This window comes from Dactylosporangium sp. NPDC005555, assembly GCF_040605635.1.
Classification (GTDB): Bacteria; Actinomycetota; Actinomycetes; order Mycobacteriales; family Micromonosporaceae; genus Dactylosporangium.
In genome coordinates this window covers 1-14799 of the sequence record NZ_JBEXDG010000109.1, presented here as the reverse complement: position 1 = coordinate 14799, position 14799 = coordinate 1, and the positions used below count along the sequence as shown (strand labels likewise).

Below are 14799 nucleotides of genomic sequence, written 5' to 3'. Positions count from 1 at the left end.
CGCGCCCAGTTCGAAACCACCTTCGCCCAGGGCACCCAGATCTCCACCGGCGACCACGGCCCCGCCATCGCCGGACACTGACCCCCGCGACACCGTCCGGGTATCGCACAGGTGCCATCCAGGGCGTGTCAGCCGCCATCAGGCGGAGGACACGCCGCACCTCGCGGTGCGCGAGCCTCAGGCGTTGACCACCAGCAGCGTGATGGCGAGCATCGCCACGGGCAGCAGCAGCGCGACGACCATGACCAGGATCAGCGCCGCGGCGAAGACGATGAACTGCGGCCAGGTGCGCCAACGCCGGCCGGGTGGTCGCGGAACAGTCCGGTTCGACACAGGGCCCCATCTCCACGGTGACCGCGCCCGCCCTGGGCCGGTCCTGACCGGCGTCTCCGCCTCGACGGTTCGTGGAGGCGGAGACCCGATCGCCGGTGCGGGCGACGACGCCACGGGGGAAGACGGCATCGACGGCGCAACGACCACCGTCGCATGTCGGCAGCGAACTGCCGCGGCAACGCTGAACAGATCTCGAACTCCTACGGATACTAGTAGGTAAGCGCGCCAGGGCGATGGGCCCGCTCGAAATCCCCAGGAAACCCTCAGGCGGGACACCGCGAACCACCAGCCGCGCTGCGCTCCCCCAGCCGAACGGCTCCGCCGTGCCGGGGCCGCACGCGGCACGTCGACCGGGCCCCGCCGGCGATCACGGCCCGGATGCCGCCGGTGGGTCGGGCCGACCGCCGGCGAGCAGCAGGACCGGCGTCGGCGCGGTGCTGTCGTGCTGTGAGACAGCTGAGTCCCGCGCCTTCCCGGAAGGCGTGGCTCACCGGCCGGAGATGCGGCGCTCGTATTCGCCCAGCGCCACGCGGAGTGCGGCGGCGTCGTCGACGGTCATCCGGCACACGAAGTGCGTCAACGCCTCGACCCGGTCGCCGCTGTCCACGAGGACTTCGTGCATCGCCTGCGCCACATACTGGTCCCTGGTCAGCGCGGGCGTGTACCGGAACGCCCGGCCCTCCCGCTCACGGCTGAGCCGGCCTTTGCGGAACAGGTTGTCGACCACCGTGAGCACGGTCGTGTACGCGAGCGCACGATGCCACCGCAGTTCCGAGAGCGCCTCCCGGACGGTCGTGGGCCTCCCCCGGCGCCACAGCAGCTCCATGAGCGCCGCTTCCAGCTCGCCGAATCCTTGCACCGCGCGTCCCTCGGTCGACTACCGGCAATCGTAGCCGAGCCTCGTGGCACCGCATGACAGCAACGGTCGCGCGTATCGTGCGGCTACAACGACAACGTGCCGGGCACCCAGGACACGCAGCGGTCGAACATCGCCATGGCGAGGGGCGCGGCCGCGACCGCGGCGACGCCCGCGGCGACGCACGCCCTGGCCGATGCGGTCAGTGGCCGCGGCGGTGCGAGGAGGCGGTGCAGTCGCTCCAGGCTGTCGCCGCCGTCGACGGCCAGCAGTCCGCTGTCCGTGCCGACCGGCTGCGCCATGGTGACGAGCGCCCGGGCCAGGTCGATCCGCTCGGCACTGCGGGCGGCGGTGTCGTCGGCGCACAGCTCGACCAGCCGCTCGACCTGCCGCCTCGCCAGCCTGAAGCAGGCGACCCCGGGAAACGCCTGCACCAGGAACCGGACCCAGTGGGTGAGGTGGTAGTGCCGTCCGCTGGCGTGGGCGCGCTCATGGGCGAGCACGGCGTGCAGCTCCGGCGCTCGGAGCTGGTCCACGGCGCCGGAGGTGATCACGATGTCGCTCGCCCGCCCCGGCATCAGGTAGGCGGCGGGCTGGTCGTGCCGCACCACCGTCGCACCGGGCACCGACGAGGGGATGCCGGCGAGCCGGACGAGCATCCGCAGATCGGCACGCCGCGCGCGCTGGGCGGCGACCATCCGGGTGGTGCCGAGACCCATCCGGTAGCACAGGGCCGCCACGGTCAGGAGGCCGACGACCGCGGCGGCCTGGGCCTGCGCGTCGTGCCGGCCGAACAGCGAGTCGAGGCAGAAGTGCCAGGCGCCGCTCACCAGGTCGTGGGTGCGGTCCCAGTACAGCAGCAGATTGAGCCCGGCGAGCAGGCTCGACGCCAGCACGGCGCACGACCCGACGAGCCAGGCGGTCAGGGCCAGCCGCGGCGCCCGCAGCACCCACGACGCCCCGGCCAGCCGCGGCGCGGCCACGAACGCGAGGACGAGCGTGAACGCGATGAGCAGCAGCAGGCTCATCGGCCCGAGATCCGGCGTTCGTAGCTGCCGAGTGCCTCGCGGAGCGCGGCGGCCTCGTCCATCGTCATCCGGCCGACGAAGTGCATCAGCGCCTCGCCCCGGTCGCCGCTGTCGACGAGCACCTCGTGCATGGTCTGCGCGACGAGCTGATCGCGGGTCAGCGCCGGCAGATACCGGTACGCGCGGCCGTCCGGCTCACGGGTGAGCCAGCCTTTGCGGTACAGCGTGTCGATCACGGTCATGACGGTGGTGTAGGCGAGCTGCCGGCGCCACCGCAGGTCGTCCATCGCCTCGCGGACGGTGGTCGGCGCATTCCGCTTCCACAGCACCTCCATCAGTGCCGTCTCCAGCTCTCCGAACCCCTGCACGACCCACCCTCCGAGCACCCTCCGACGACTGACGGCCAGCGTACCGTGGCCGCGCCCGCCATTGCCGTGTCGGAGACACGACCACGGCCCGCGCGCTACTACATACGATAGGAGTGTTCCGCCGATCGGCACGAACCCACTTTTTTCGCGACCTGTCAAAATGCTTTCGATAGTCATAGACTCCGCTGCATGTGGACGACGCCCGCCGCCCGGGTGGCGGCAGTGACCATGATCGCGATGGCCTGCGCCGGCTGTACCGCCGAGAAGCCACCGGCGGAACACCGGTCACCTGCCGTCGCCGGGCCCGTGCTCCCTCCGCCGGCGGCCGGGTTGCCGGTCCACCCGTCCACGAGCCCGACGGCGTTGCACGGCTCGTGGGACGTCAGCCAGGTCGACGACCCGTGCCGGACCCTCACCCAGCAGGAGGCCGAGCAGGTCCTGGCGATCCCGGTCGACCCGCCGAGGAAGGTGGAGAGCTGGCCGCCCGTGTGCGCCTTCGGCCTGACGCCCGGATTCGGCCCGCTCGCCCCCGGCGGCACACCCGCCGTGACGGAGTACCTCTACCTGCTCGACGACTCGCAGACCAGCGGCCGGGAGGACTTCGAGCGCGGGCGCAGCAACCCGGCCGTCGTCGAGGCCGTCACGGGGATCGGCGACGAGGCCTACTGGACGCCGGACAAGTACGAGCTGCAGGTGATGAGCGGCAAGACGCACGTCATCACCAAGTTCAGCGGCCGCAACCCACCGGCCGACGCCAGGGCCAAGGCCATCGCCGTCACCCGCATCTCACTGCCCAGAGCCAGGCCCTAGCAGTCCGGCGCCGATCCACGACCCGCGCCGCACACCCGGCGGGCAGGCGAACACGCCACTGGCCAGGTGCTGGCTGAAACCCTTGAGCGGATCGTTCGCGACGAGCCGCCGCTGGACGGCGGCGAACTGCCGCTGCGGGTCACGCTGGAAGCAGATGAAGATGAGACCTGCGTCGATCAACCCGTTGGGGTCGGCGCCCGCGTCGTACGAGTAGGACCGCCGCAGCAGTTTGACGCCGCCGTTCGCCTCCGGCGACGCCAGCCGGGCGTGCGACGCCGGAAGCTCCAGGCGGTCGTTGCTGTCGCGGCGACGGCCGATGACCGCCTCCTGCGTCGGCACGTCGGTGCGGTCCCAGGTGTCGAGCAGCAGCCGGATCCGCCGCACGACGAGGTACGTGCCGCCGTGCAGCCATCCGGGTCCGTCGCTCACCCACAGGTGCTCGGCCTGCTCCTCTTGCCTGGTCAGGTCGAGGTTGGCGGTGCCGTCGCGGAACCCGAACAGTCCGACGGGGTCCGCGGCGTCGCCCTCGTCGCGGAAACCGACCTGCCGCCAGCGCAGGACGGCGCCGGCACGGCCGGCGCTCACGAGGGCGCGGACCGCGTCGTGTGCCGTCGTCGGATGCCGGGCACAGATCTGGACGCAGAGGTCACCGCCGCCGGCCGCCCGGTCGAGCGACTCGCCGGCGAAGGAGGGCAGCTCGGCCAGCTCCGCCGGACGCCGGGCGGCGAGCCCGAACCGGCCCTCCGCGAACAGCCCCGGGCCGAAGCCGAACGTGACCGTGGTCCCGGCGCCCGCCCCGCTGGTCAGCTCGGCGGCGGCCCGGGTCCACGTCCGCAGCAGCTCGACCAGCCCGGCACGGTCCTTCGCCACCACGTCGAAGCCGGCGATCTGCAGGAACGGCAGCACCGGGGTGGTGATCCCGGACTGGTGGACCCCGTAGAACGACGGCGGCGGCGCGTCGCCGCACCCGGCCCCGGCGAGCAGCGATCCCCCGACGATCCCGGTCCCGGCGAGCACCGAGCGACGCGACATCCCAGGACCCATCGCCAGAACCTACATCGAGCGCCGTACCCCGGTCACCCAGCGGGGCTCATCGATCGGCTCGGCCCTGCCGCCCTACCCGCGGGGCGGACGCGAGCCGGCGTCCCGCGACGGACGCCGGCTCGCACCGACACGGGTCAGGCCGGGACGAGCGTGAACTTCTCCCACGGCCCGATCGCGGTGCGGTTGGCGATGAGCGGGTCGTTGCCGCCGTTCTCGGCCACGACGTAGCGGCCGTTCGCCTGGGCGCGCAGGCTGACCGTGCCGTCGGCGTTGGTGATGAGGGCGAAGGTCTCCCAGGCGCCGACCGCGGTGCGGTTGGCGATCAGCGGGGCCACGCCGGCGTTGTCCGCGCAGACGTACAGGCCGTTGATCCGGGCGCGCAACGCGACGTTGCCACCGCCGAGGTCGACGACGTCGAACTGCTCCCACCCGCCGACAGCGGTCCGGTTGGCGATGAGCGGTGCGGCGCCGGCGTTCTCGGCGGCCACGATGCGGTTGTTCGCCTGCGCCCGCAACGCGACCGGTGCGGTGGGCTGGGTCGTGCGTGGGCTGCAGTCGGCCTGGACGGCACCGGCCGCGATCCGCAGGCCGCCGAGCAGCATGCGGGTGAAGGCGGGCTCGGTCCAGCTGTCCTCGGTGTGGCCGAGGCCGGTGTACCAGGCGCGGCCGCCGGCGTAGTTCTTGCACCAGGTGATCGGGTGATCGCCCATCGAGCCGCCGCTGTAGGAGCCCTCGTCCAGGTTGATCAGCACCCTGGCGGACGAGCGGGGGTTGGTGCGGTAGTTGTACCACTCGTCGCTGCGGGTCCAGGTCGCCGGCAGGTGCGCCGTCGACGGGTTCGTCTGGTCCTCGACGCGCAGGCCGGCGGTCTGGATGGCCGGGTGCGAGGCGAAGTAGCCGCCGACCAGTGCGCCGTACCAGGCCCAGTCGTACTCCGTGTCGGCGGCGGCGTGGATGCCGACGTAGCCGCCGCCGGCGCCGATGTAGGCCTCGAACGCGGACTGCTGGGCGGCGTCGAGCACGTCGCCGGTGGTGGAGAGCCAGACGACCGCCTGGAAGCGGGCGAGGTTCGCGGTGGTGAACTGGCCGGCGTCCTCGGTGGCCGTCACCGTGAAGCCGTTGGCGGCGCCGAGCTGCTGGATGGCGGCGATGCCGTTGGGGATCGAGGAATGGCGGAATCCGGCGGTCTTGCTGAAGACCAGGACATTGGTGAGGGTTGCGGCGCTGGCGGGCGGGCCGGGCACGATCAATGTGGCGGTGATCAGCACGGCGAGTCCGGCGGCGGCCAGCAGACGTCGAAGCATGGCTCGCTCCTCGGAGCATGGGGGGATGTGACGCGGAGCCGGCCGCCGATGCCTGCTCCACCCACTGGCGCCGAACCAGTAGGTTAGGTCTCGTTACTATCCTGCCCTACCGGCGCTTCGAGCGCTATCCGAGGACGCGACGAACTTCGATCGGACATGGCAAAGGCCCCTGCGCCCTCGTCTTCAGGGTGCAGGGGCCTCGGCTCGTCTGGGCCGTGCCTCCGGTCGTGGCGCGGAAACTGTCAGCGGTGGCCGCCGTGCGGTCCACCGGCCTCCGGGTCGCGCCGCCTCGGATCGGTCTCGTCCCAGGAACTCGTCCCAGGAATGAACCTGCGAGGCGATCTGCCGTCCCCGGCGCTACCGGTTCAGGTGCTCGATACACCGATCGACCTCTCGATCTCCTGGTGTATCTACTCGGCCGTGTTACCGGCTTCGTTCGCTCGGTCGTCTCGCAGGCAAGTTCCATCGTATGACCGGATGGTCCCGGCACCGGGTGAGCGGGCGGGTGAGATGTACGCCCCCGTGTGGGAGGCGGCCCCGCGTCAAGGGTCCGGTTTGGGGGTCCGGGGGGCGGGTAGGCCGCGCGTACTGCCGGACCCCGATCGGAGGCTCATCGATGACAGCTCCCGCGCTGCCGGACCTCTACGAGTGGCTGGAACGGTCGCGCCGCGACGGTCAGGTGCATTACGACGACCGGCAGCGGTGCTGGGCCGTGCTCGGACATCCCGAAGCCGCGGCCGTCCTCGCGGATCCGGCCACCTTCTCCTCCGATCTCGGTGACCTGCTGCCCAGGCAGGAGGACCTGGACCTGTTCCAGCGCGGCAACTTCGTCCGGATGGACCCGCCCCGGCACGACAAGCTGCGGAGGTTGGTGAGCCAGGCGTTCACCCCGAAAGTGGTGGCGGGTCTGGCACCCCGCATCGCGGAGGTCACCTCCGAGCTGCTCGACGCGCGGGCCGGTGAGCGCCGGTTCGATCTGATCGACGACCTTGCGTACCCGCTGCCGGTGATCGTGATCGCCGAGCTGCTCGGCATCCCGGCGTCCGACCGCCCGGTGTTCCGGCGGTGGGCCGACGGCCTGTTCGACCGCTCGAACGCCGGCCCCGACGAGTCGCTGATCCGGATGATGGACGATGACGCGTTGGACGCTCTGGCGCCGGTGATGCACGAGATGAACGCCTACCTGCTGGCGCACATCCGTTCCCGCCGGGCGTCGCCCGCCGACGACCTGACCAGCAGGCTCGTGGTGGCCGAGGTCGACGGCGAACGCCTGACCGACGAGGAGATCGTCGGGTTCGTCGGGCTGCTGCTGCTCGCCGGACACATCACGACGACGGCGACGCTGGGCAACACGGTGCTCTGCTTCGACGCTCATCCGGACGCCGCGGCCGAGGTGCGGGCCGACCCGGCGCTGCTGCCCGCGGCGATCGAAGAGGTGCTGCGCCTGCGCACGCCCTTCCCGCGGCTGGCCCGGCGGACGACCGCCGCCGTCACCATCGGTGGGGCCGCCATCCCGGCCGGCGCGGTCGTCGTGCCCTGGCTCGCGGCCGCCAACCGCGACGAGCGGGTCTTCGCCGAGCCCGACCGGTTCGACGCCCACCGGTCCCCCAACCCCCACCTCACCTTCGGCCACGGGATCCATTTCTGTGTCGGCGCTCCCCTGGCCCGCCTGGAGACGAAGATCGCGATGGGGATCCTGTTCGATCGGTACCGCGATGTCACGGTCGACGCCGGCGCGCCGGTCGCATTCCGCAACCCGTGGGTGATGATCAGCCCGACCGAGCTGCCACTGGCGGTCAGCCCGGCCTGAGGCCGACCGCCGGTGGCCGTCACGGGGTGAGCAGCAACGCCCGGCGATGGCTCGGCGGCACGGGCGGCGTCCATTCGAGCGCGTCGCGCGGCCAGTCCTGCAGCTGCGCCCCGGCCTCGTACGTACTCTGGGCGAAGTCCAGGATCGCCTGGCGCGGATCGGCCGAGTTCCGGACGTCGTCGTAGCCGAGGACGAACTCGCCGAGGCCGGCGTCGAAACGCGCCGCCGCCGGGGCGATCGGCCGGTCCTGGATCCCCGGCGGCTCGGGATAGTTGTAGGCGAAGAAGACCGGCTGCTCGACGCGTTCGCCGTTGAGCCAGGTCCCACCGGGCCAGAAGCCCACCGTGCTCTGCTCGGCGGTGTAGCTGAACCGGGTGATCGTGTCGGCGCCCGGCGGCGGGTCGGCGGGCCGTCCCGAGTACCGCGTGGTGGCCAGATCGAAGGAGCCCCAGTAGAACTGGACCGGGCTGGCCTTGCCGGTGAAGCGGGCCCGGAACTCGGCGAGGATCGCCTCGACCTGACACAGCACGTGCCAGTAGCGCTCGGCCTGGGCGCCGTCGTAGGTGGCGTGCCGGTCGTCCCGGTCGAACGGGACCGGGTCCGGCACCTCCACCGGCCGCGGCCAGATCGGGACATGCAGCCCGAGGTCGTCGAGCGCCGCCATGGTGTCGGCGTAGACGTCGCGGACCGGCCGGCCGAGCGGGACGGCGCGCCGGTCCCCGTCGCTGGTCTCGATGCGGACCTGGTGTTCGAGCAGGTCGAGTTCCATCTGGAAGGTACGGGCGCCGTACGGGATGGCCGCCGTCCGCAGACCCCGGGCGGACAGCTCCAGGGCGACCTGCCACCAGTGGTTCTCCATCGGCCGCAACGCCAGCGAGACCTTTCCGGCGATCTGGGTATACATGTGCAGCGTGTCGTAGGTGGGTTCCCACGCGGCGACCGGCAGAGCCGGCCAGCGCTGTTCCTGGTTGGTCATCTTCCGCCCCCAAGGTCACCGCCCCGAGCCCGGACGGTGTGCTCAGCACGTGTCATGTCCGGGTTGTGCTGCCCGACCCGAATCCGATCATGCCGGTCCGATCCGATCCGGTTCGGTTCGTGGCGGAGCGGGGCGCCCGAGGCCGATGCCATGGGCGCCCCGACCGGTTCAGAACGTCTTCGCGTTGAGCTTGGTCTGCAGCTTGCGGGTGGTGTCCGTGCCCCAGATGCCGTCCTGGGTGGCGCCCACCCTCTTCTGCAGGGCCTTGACCGTGGCCGGCCCGACGATGCCGTCCTGCGCCACGCCGAGGTACTTCTGCAGGGCGCGGTTGGTCAGCGGCCCCATCGAGCCGTCGACGGTCAGCGATGCGCCGTGGCTGTTGAGCGACCGTTGCAGCGCCGCACAGGTGGCGGGGCCGAACATGCCGTCGACGACGAGTGTGCCCGGGTTCGGAGGCCTGGGGATCGGCTTCACAGGCGTGGCCTTGCCGGCGAGCGCCGCCTTCATCATGGCCGCCGACAACGGGCCGTAGACACCGTCGGGCTCCAGCTTGGACCTCGTCTGGAACGCTTTGAGTGCCGCTGTGGTGGCAGGACCGAACTGCCCGTCCGTGGCCAGTCCCGACTTCATGACGGTGTTGAGGCTGGTCTGCAGCTTCTTGACCGCGTTGCCGGTGGAGCCCTGGCGCAGCATGCCGTCGGTGCTGGGCATGGGACTCGCGTCCCCGTAGGCCGGCCTTCCGTAGCCGACGATGCAGCTGCTGCGCACCCGGCGGAGGAAGAGGTCGGACGTGTTGCCCTCCAGGGTGACGATGGTGCCGTTGCTGCGCACCGCCTCGACCAGACCGACGTGGTCGATGTTGGCGATGGATCCCGAGCCACCCCAGTCGAAGAACACGACGTCGCCCGGACGGATCCCGCCGAGCCCGTAGTGCCATCGCCCCGCGTTCTTGAACGCCTGTGCGTGCGCGACGGTGTAGGCGAACTTGCCCATCACGGCGGAGAGGTTGTCCGAGTGCGCGGCCGCGTAACTGACGGCCATGTCGCACCAGGCTCCGTCGAAGCCGTACCAGCTGGTGATCAGGTTATGGTTCGACCCGGGTGGCTGCTCGCCGGTGCCGAGCAGCTTTCGCGCCTGTGCCAACATGCCGGCGACCGTGCCCACGTCAGAACCCCCAGTCTTCGGACATGACCGTCACATCGCCGACGACGGCGACATCGCCGCTCTGCGAGATGCCCCCTTGGTCGGGGTCGACGTCGAACAGACCGGCGCCACCCGCGGGCTCGACCGCCGTGTCGGGGGCGGCCGCCGCGGCGGCCACCTCCGGGGAGAATCCGTTGGCGTCGCCGGCGATCGTCGCTGCCCCCGCCCCACTCGCGGCGAGCACGGCACCGATGCCGCCCACCGCCGCGGCGGTCAGCAGATTGCGTCGTTTCACTCAGCACCTCCCACTGGTGTTCTCACGAGGTTCCCTTCGCTGCGTCTGCCGCAGCGCCCTGCACGGGCGCTCCCAGGATCGGGCGGACGTCTGGCCAAAATCTTGCGGAAACCTGGCCGGGGTGCCCTACGATCGTGCGTGTCCACATTCACCCATGCCGATCGAGTGCAGTTTCGGCTGCTGGGGCCGCTCGAGGTCTGGGCAGGTGACCGGCTCGTCGACATCGGCGCGCCGAAGCGACGTGCCATCCTGGCCGCGCTGTTGTTCGACGTGGGGTCCGCGGTCACCCCGGAGACGCTGATCGATCGGGTCTGGGACCAGCGACCTCCGGCGAAGGCGCGCGACGTGCTCTACGCGCACCTGAGCCGTCTCCGGCACATCCTGTCCGGGCTGGCCGATACGAGCGGCCACCCCATGACACTCGATCGCCGGTCCGGCGGTTACGCCATCCGGGTCGATCCCGAGTTCATCGATCTTCACCAATGCCGATCGCTGGTGGAGCAGGCGCGCCGGCCGGAGCTCACCGCCACGGACCGCGTGACCGCCCTGCGGGAGGCGCTCGCGCTGTGGCGTGGCGATCCGCTGGCCGGCCTGCCGGGCGAGTGGATGGCGAGGAAGCGCGAAGGGCTCCGGCGCCAGCGTCTCGACATCGTGCTGGTCTGGGCCCGGACGGAGCTGGATCTCGGCCGGCAGGAGCCGGTGATCGAGGTTCTGTACCCTCTGGTGGCCGAACACCCGACCGTCGAGCCGTTGCTGGCCCTGCTGATGACGGCGCTGCATGCCGCGGGTCGCGGTGCGGACGCGTGATACCGCGCAGCCCGTTGCCGGCGGCCGGCGGCGGACCGGGCTCGCCGGTGTCGGTGACCCGGATCCCGAGGGACTCCGGGTGGAAGTCGAGCACCACGGCGCACCCGGCGCCCGGAGTCGCGTGTTTGCGGGAGTTCGTGAGTGCCTCCTGCACTCGCACTACCGTACCAAGCGCTTGCTTGGTACGGTAGTGCATGCGATTCGGCATCGTCAGTCCCGTCGTCTTCCGCCCGCCCGGGCAGTTCAACGCCTGGGAGACCGGCGCGGGCCCGGCCGAACTCGTCCAGGTCGCCGCGGCGGCGGACCGGCTCGGCTACCACCACCTCACCTGCAGCGAGCACATCGGCGTGCCGGCCAGGATCGCCGCGCGGGCCGGCGGCACCTACTGGGACCCGCTGGCCACGCTGGGCTTCCTCGCGGCGCACACGATGGGCATCCGGCTGGCCACCCACGTCCTCGTGCTCGGCTACCACCACCCGCTGGAGATCGCGAAGCGCTACGGGACCCTCGACCGGCTCAGCGGCGGCAGGGTGGTCCTCGGACTCGGGGTGGGCAGCCTGAAAGAGGAGTTCGCCCTGCTCGGGGCCGACTTCGACGGCCGCGGCGCCGCCGCCGACGACGCGATCCGCGCGCTTCGCGCCGCCTGGGGACGGCCGCTGCCCGAGTACGACGGCACCCACTACCGGTTCCGGGACCTCCTCATCGATCCGCACGCACCCCGGGACCGGGTGCCGCTGTGGATCGGCGGATACACCCGCCGCTCACTGCGGCGGGCCGTCGAACTCGGCGACGCCTGGGTCCCGTTCGGCCTGCCGCTCGAGCAGGTCACCACCATGCTGGCCGCGGTCGAGCGGCCGGAGGGCCTCGACGTGATCCTCACGCCTCCGCCGCTGGACCCGATCGCGGACCCCGGCGGCACGCGCCGCCACGTCGAGCAGACGCAGGCGGCCGGGGCCACGATCATGAACATCGTCCTGCGCCATCGCAGCGCGGAGCACTGCGTCGAACAGCTGGCGGCCTTCCGGCAGCTCTTCGAGCAGGCGGCATGGCCGGCCGCCGACGAGCCGGCCGGCGCTGCCTGACACCGGTCACCGGTCACCGTCGAGGAGGTACGGCATGCCAGAGCAGGACCGAGCGATCGCCGAACTGCAGCGCCGGGTGAGGGACCTCGAGGACCGGCTGGCCCTCATGCAGATCCTCGCCACGTACGGTCCCGCCGTGGACAGCGGCTCGGCGGCCCCGACCGCGCGGCTGTGGACCGACGACGGCGTCTACGACACCTATCCGGCGGTGCTGCACGGCCGCGCGGCCATCGCGGACATGGTGACCGGCGAGCTGCACCAGCGGCTGATCCACTCCGGCGCCGCCCACCTGCAGGGCCTGCCGCACCTGGAGGTGGACGGCGACCGGGCCGTCGCCACCGCCTATTCGCAGCTGGTCCTTCGCGACGAGGCGACCGGCAGCTTCCGGATCTGGCGCACGGGCGCCAACCGCTGGGAGTTCGTCCGCACCGAGCAGGGCTGGCAGGTCACCCACCGGGTCAACCGCCAGCTCGACGGCGACGCCGAGGCCCGGGACCTGCTCAGAGCGGCGGTCGACGAGCGCTACGCTGAGGACGGGGATTGACCTGCGCTGCGGGGCCATGTGCCGGACCGGCGGGTTCCGGAGCGCGGCACGACCAACTGAGGCATCACCGCCCCGCTGACAAGGTGAGGTGGGTATACCTGCCAGCAGGTATCAGCAGGTGCGGAAACCCGCAGTCGGAGAGTCCCGCTGGCGCCGAGGTCGTCACCCAACCGTACGAGAGAACGTGGGATGTAGACACATTCCACGCCCCTTGAACAGGTGATCCTCATGACGACCTGCCCGGTTGAGGCGACGCTGAGCATGGCACTGTTCGTCTCCGACGCCTCCGCATCCAGCAACCTTGACGACGCCACTGTTCGCGAGACCGCTCACCGCACGCTCGAGCAGCTCGGCCCCGACGAGTGCTACGCCCGGGCCGCGGAAGTGTTCGGCGACCGTCCCGAGGTCGCGCTGCGCAGAATCCAGTGGGCCCGCGAGCGGTGCGCCCGCGCCATGGCGCCCGCGCTCGCCGGCGCGGCCGCCTGACGCGCCGCACCGGTCGCACGTCGTAGCGGGTCCACTTGATCGGCGCGCTCTTCTGCCGCCAGGCAAGCGCGACGGCCCTTACCAGGATCTGCGTCAGTCGCCGGAGTACCCGAAGAAATAGATCTCGGCGGGATGGCCGTCGGGGTCGTGCAGCACTGCGCAGCGCCCGTACCAACGCCGACTGGCCAGATCCTTGATGAGCGGCGCATGCTCGCGGGTGAGGATCTCGGTGCCGGCGCACCCGCGCGCCTCGTCGGGCGTCACGGGCTCGACGGAGGCGAAACCGGGCCGCTCACCCGGGCTCACGACCCTCTCCATGTCGAGGATCGAGTGGGTGCCCTCGCTCTGCACCGTCTCGTCAGCCCACAGATCGTCCATGCTCGTCGGTCGGTTCTCCTCATGCACTGCCTGCCCGAACGCGGCACCGCCGCCGGCCCAGTAATAGGTGCCGTCAGCCAGTACCTTGGCCTGCAGTTCCAGTAGCGCGGCGTTGATGTCGGGCTGGTACGGAACGTAGTAGTCCCATGCGGATGCACCCACGCTCAGATTCTCCTTGTCCAGCTACCCTGCGGTGCGCCGACTTTACTCGGCGCCCTCATACCGCATCCCGACGAGCCGCGGCTCCGGCACGGCCAGGACACCGACGTCCGCAGCGACCTTATGCCCGAACTCGTCTGTGAGCGGCAACCCGACCCCTAGAGCTTCCTAGGACAATCCGGCCGGGTAAAGGGGTCCACTGGCGAAGGTGATCCTGGCTGGTCCGAGCAGGCCGAGAGACACTACAAGAAGTGGCCAGCTTGTCCTCTTTCGAGCGGATTTGGTCGTCTACTCCAAGCGTGACGAGGTGACCGCCCCACGAGCCACTCCACCGCCGCTGAGGCGCATCAGACGTCCAACGCGAACCGCAATGTCGTGGGTGAGGAGAGAACGACCGATGAACCGGCCGACGGTCACCCGGGTGAGCACCAGCACTGCCGAACCCGTCGTCGAGGACGACGCGTCAGAGCAGTACGTGCCCGATGCGGAGCACCTGGTCGCGGAGGCCGTCGTTCTGGCGGCGGCCCAGGACGCCGACCCCGAGCTGGTCGCGCGCTACTGGCGCCTCGTGCCCGACGAGGAGCTCGCCGGTTGCCGGGTGGCCCGGATGGTCGAGGCCACGCGGTCGCACCTGGAGCTGGCCCGGCGGCGGGTGCCCGGCGAGCTGAAGCTGCGCGTGGGCATGAGTGTCGCCGGCGGCACGTCGCTGGAGATCGTCACCGACGACATGCCGTTCCTCGTCGACTCCGTCACCAGCGCCCTGTCGGCCCGCAACCTCGACGTCAACCTGCTGGTGCACCCGCTCGTCGTGGTGCGCCGCCAGCCGCTGGGCGCACTGGAGGAGGTCCGGGTCGGGCTGGAGCCCGAGGACGCCGACCCCGGCGACATCGTCGAGAGCTGGATCCGCATCGAGGTCGACCGGATCCCTGACGAGGCCGATCTCGAGGACCTGCGCAACGACCTGGCCCGGGTGCTCAACGACGTGCGCGAGGCGGTCGAGGACTGGCCCAGGATGCGCACCCAGGCGCTCACTCTCGCCGACGAGCTCGGCAGCGCGCAGCTACCGGTGCCGGACAAGGACGTCACCGACTCCGTCGAGCTGCTGCGCTGGCTGGTGGACGACCACTTCACGTTCCTCGGCTACCGGGAATACCGATTGATCAAGGGCGACGACGGTGAGGAGCTGATGCAGGCGGTGCCCGGCTCGGGTCTGGGCATCCTGCGGGCCGACCAGACCCGTCCGCGGGTGCTGAGCTCGATGACCGCCGAGGCCTACGCCAGGGCGCTGGAGAAGCGGCTGCTGATCATCACCAAGGCCAACTCCAGGGCGACCGTGCACCGCTCGGCGTATCTGGACTACATCGGCTTCAAGCTCT

16 protein-coding genes and 1 pseudogene are annotated in these 14799 nt (G+C 71.1%); 7 read left to right on the top strand and 10 right to left on the bottom strand.

Translation table 11 applies throughout. The features are described 5' to 3' along the window. Positions 1 to 177: 177 nt before the first annotated feature. The 4 genes from ABZS58_RS49650 to ABZS58_RS49635 all read right to left on the bottom strand — a co-directional run bounded on the left by ABZS58_RS49650 (position 178) and on the right by ABZS58_RS49635 (position 2585). Positions 178 to 333, bottom strand: coding sequence for a hypothetical protein (locus ABZS58_RS49650; RefSeq protein ID WP_354791695.1), 156 nt, complete (start codon positions 331 to 333; stop codon positions 178 to 180). Between the two features lie 487 nt (positions 334 to 820). Beyond that, positions 821 to 1192 (bottom strand): BlaI/MecI/CopY family transcriptional regulator, encoded by a 372-nt coding sequence (locus ABZS58_RS49645; RefSeq protein ID WP_354791693.1) that lies wholly within the window; start codon positions 1190 to 1192, stop codon positions 821 to 823. Between the two features lie 83 nt (positions 1193 to 1275). Further along, entirely contained in the window at positions 1276 to 2217 is a 942-nt protein-coding gene (locus ABZS58_RS49640) for a M56 family metallopeptidase (protein WP_354791692.1), read from the bottom strand. Next, entirely contained in the window at positions 2214 to 2585 is a 372-nt protein-coding gene (locus ABZS58_RS49635; protein WP_354791690.1) for a BlaI/MecI/CopY family transcriptional regulator, read from the bottom strand. Before ABZS58_RS49635 ends, ABZS58_RS49640 begins: the two co-directional genes overlap by 4 nt. Before the next feature lie 189 nt (positions 2586 to 2774). Here ABZS58_RS49635 and ABZS58_RS49630 point away from each other — a divergent pair, with 189 nt between their 5' ends. Then, positions 2775 to 3395: a hypothetical protein gene (locus ABZS58_RS49630; protein WP_354791689.1), complete on the top strand. Its 621-nt coding sequence runs from the start codon at positions 2775 to 2777 to the stop codon at positions 3393 to 3395. Here ABZS58_RS49630 and ABZS58_RS49625 read toward each other — a convergent pair. After that, the gene (locus ABZS58_RS49625; RefSeq protein WP_354791688.1) at positions 3372 to 4427 is read right to left on the bottom strand and encodes a Dyp-type peroxidase; all 1056 of its coding nucleotides are present in this window, start codon (positions 4425 to 4427) and stop codon (positions 3372 to 3374) included. The genes ABZS58_RS49630 and ABZS58_RS49625 overlap by 24 nt on opposite strands. A gap of 146 nt (positions 4428 to 4573) precedes the next feature. Continuing rightward, positions 4574 to 5743 carry a ThuA domain-containing protein gene (locus ABZS58_RS49620; RefSeq protein WP_354791686.1) on the bottom strand — a complete coding sequence of 390 codons (1170 nt, stop codon included), beginning with the start codon at positions 5741 to 5743 and terminating at the stop codon, positions 4574 to 4576. A 616-nt stretch (positions 5744 to 6359) separates the two neighbouring features. Between ABZS58_RS49620 and ABZS58_RS49615 the strand changes: the two genes are divergently transcribed. Next, positions 6360 to 7553, top strand: coding sequence for a cytochrome P450 (locus ABZS58_RS49615; protein ID WP_354791685.1), 1194 nt, complete (start codon positions 6360 to 6362; stop codon positions 7551 to 7553). A 19-nt stretch (positions 7554 to 7572) separates the two neighbouring features. On the opposite strand, the gene ABZS58_RS49610 is transcribed toward ABZS58_RS49615, so the two are convergent. From ABZS58_RS49610 to ABZS58_RS49600, 3 genes are all read right to left on the bottom strand, one after another. Beyond that, complete coding sequence (locus ABZS58_RS49610) at positions 7573 to 8529, bottom strand: DUF5996 family protein (RefSeq protein WP_354791683.1); 957 nt, start codon at positions 8527 to 8529, stop codon at positions 7573 to 7575. 168 nt (positions 8530 to 8697) lie between these two features. Then, entirely contained in the window at positions 8698 to 9675 is a 978-nt protein-coding gene (locus ABZS58_RS49605) for a peptidoglycan-binding protein (RefSeq protein WP_354791682.1), read from the bottom strand. A 19-nt stretch (positions 9676 to 9694) separates the two neighbouring features. Next, the gene (locus ABZS58_RS49600) at positions 9695 to 9967 is read right to left on the bottom strand and encodes a hypothetical protein (protein ID WP_354791681.1); all 273 of its coding nucleotides are present in this window, start codon (positions 9965 to 9967) and stop codon (positions 9695 to 9697) included. A 138-nt stretch (positions 9968 to 10105) separates the two neighbouring features. Between ABZS58_RS49600 and ABZS58_RS49595 the strand changes: the two genes are divergently transcribed. From ABZS58_RS49595 to ABZS58_RS49580, 4 genes are all read left to right on the top strand, one after another. Continuing rightward, positions 10106 to 10774, top strand: coding sequence for a BTAD domain-containing putative transcriptional regulator (locus ABZS58_RS49595; protein ID WP_354791680.1), 669 nt, complete (start codon positions 10106 to 10108; stop codon positions 10772 to 10774). Positions 10775 to 10968: 194 nt separating this feature from the next. Next, positions 10969 to 11856, top strand: a complete 888-nt coding sequence (locus tag ABZS58_RS49590; protein ID WP_354791678.1) for an LLM class F420-dependent oxidoreductase — start codon at positions 10969 to 10971, stop codon at positions 11854 to 11856. A 34-nt stretch (positions 11857 to 11890) separates the two neighbouring features. Next, the gene (locus tag ABZS58_RS49585; protein ID WP_354791677.1) at positions 11891 to 12400 is read left to right on the top strand and encodes a nuclear transport factor 2 family protein; all 510 of its coding nucleotides are present in this window, start codon (positions 11891 to 11893) and stop codon (positions 12398 to 12400) included. A gap of 228 nt (positions 12401 to 12628) precedes the next feature. Beyond that, a complete protein-coding gene (locus ABZS58_RS49580) occupies positions 12629 to 12886 on the top strand; it encodes a hypothetical protein (protein ID WP_354791676.1) in 258 nt (85 codons plus the stop codon). A gap of 93 nt (positions 12887 to 12979) precedes the next feature. On the opposite strand, the gene ABZS58_RS49575 is transcribed toward ABZS58_RS49580, so the two are convergent. Continuing rightward, positions 12980 to 13426: a hypothetical protein gene (locus ABZS58_RS49575; protein ID WP_354791675.1), complete on the bottom strand. Its 447-nt coding sequence runs from the start codon at positions 13424 to 13426 to the stop codon at positions 12980 to 12982. Positions 13427 to 13820: 394 nt separating this feature from the next. On the opposite strand from ABZS58_RS49575, the pseudogene ABZS58_RS49570 reads away from it, so the two are divergent. Next, positions 13821 to 14799, top strand: a pseudogene (locus tag ABZS58_RS49570) (NAD-glutamate dehydrogenase); the annotation flags it as partial.

Excerpts from the sequence above, each read along its gene's own strand:
- ABZS58_RS49610 (WP_354791683.1), bottom strand. The coding sequence starts at position 8,529 with ATGACCAACCAGGAACAGCGCTGGCCGGCTCTGCCGGTCGCCGCGTGG.
- ABZS58_RS49630 (WP_354791689.1), top strand. The coding sequence starts at position 2,775 with ATGTGGACGACGCCCGCCGCCCGGGTGGCGGCAGTGACCATGATCGCG.
- ABZS58_RS49615 (WP_354791685.1), top strand. The coding sequence starts at position 6,360 with ATGACAGCTCCCGCGCTGCCGGACCTCTACGAGTGGCTGGAACGGTCG.
- ABZS58_RS49580 (WP_354791676.1), top strand. The coding sequence starts at position 12,629 with ATGACGACCTGCCCGGTTGAGGCGACGCTGAGCATGGCACTGTTCGTC.
- ABZS58_RS49590 (WP_354791678.1), top strand. The coding sequence starts at position 10,969 with ATGCGATTCGGCATCGTCAGTCCCGTCGTCTTCCGCCCGCCCGGGCAG.
- ABZS58_RS49620 (WP_354791686.1), bottom strand. The coding sequence starts at position 5,743 with ATGCTTCGACGTCTGCTGGCCGCCGCCGGACTCGCCGTGCTGATCACC.
- ABZS58_RS49625 (WP_354791688.1), bottom strand. The coding sequence starts at position 4,427 with ATGTCGCGTCGCTCGGTGCTCGCCGGGACCGGGATCGTCGGGGGATCG.
- ABZS58_RS49640 (WP_354791692.1), bottom strand. The coding sequence starts at position 2,217 with ATGAGCCTGCTGCTGCTCATCGCGTTCACGCTCGTCCTCGCGTTCGTG.
- ABZS58_RS49585 (WP_354791677.1), top strand. The coding sequence starts at position 11,891 with ATGCCAGAGCAGGACCGAGCGATCGCCGAACTGCAGCGCCGGGTGAGG.
- ABZS58_RS49605 (WP_354791682.1), bottom strand. The coding sequence starts at position 9,675 with ATGTTGGCACAGGCGCGAAAGCTGCTCGGCACCGGCGAGCAGCCACCC.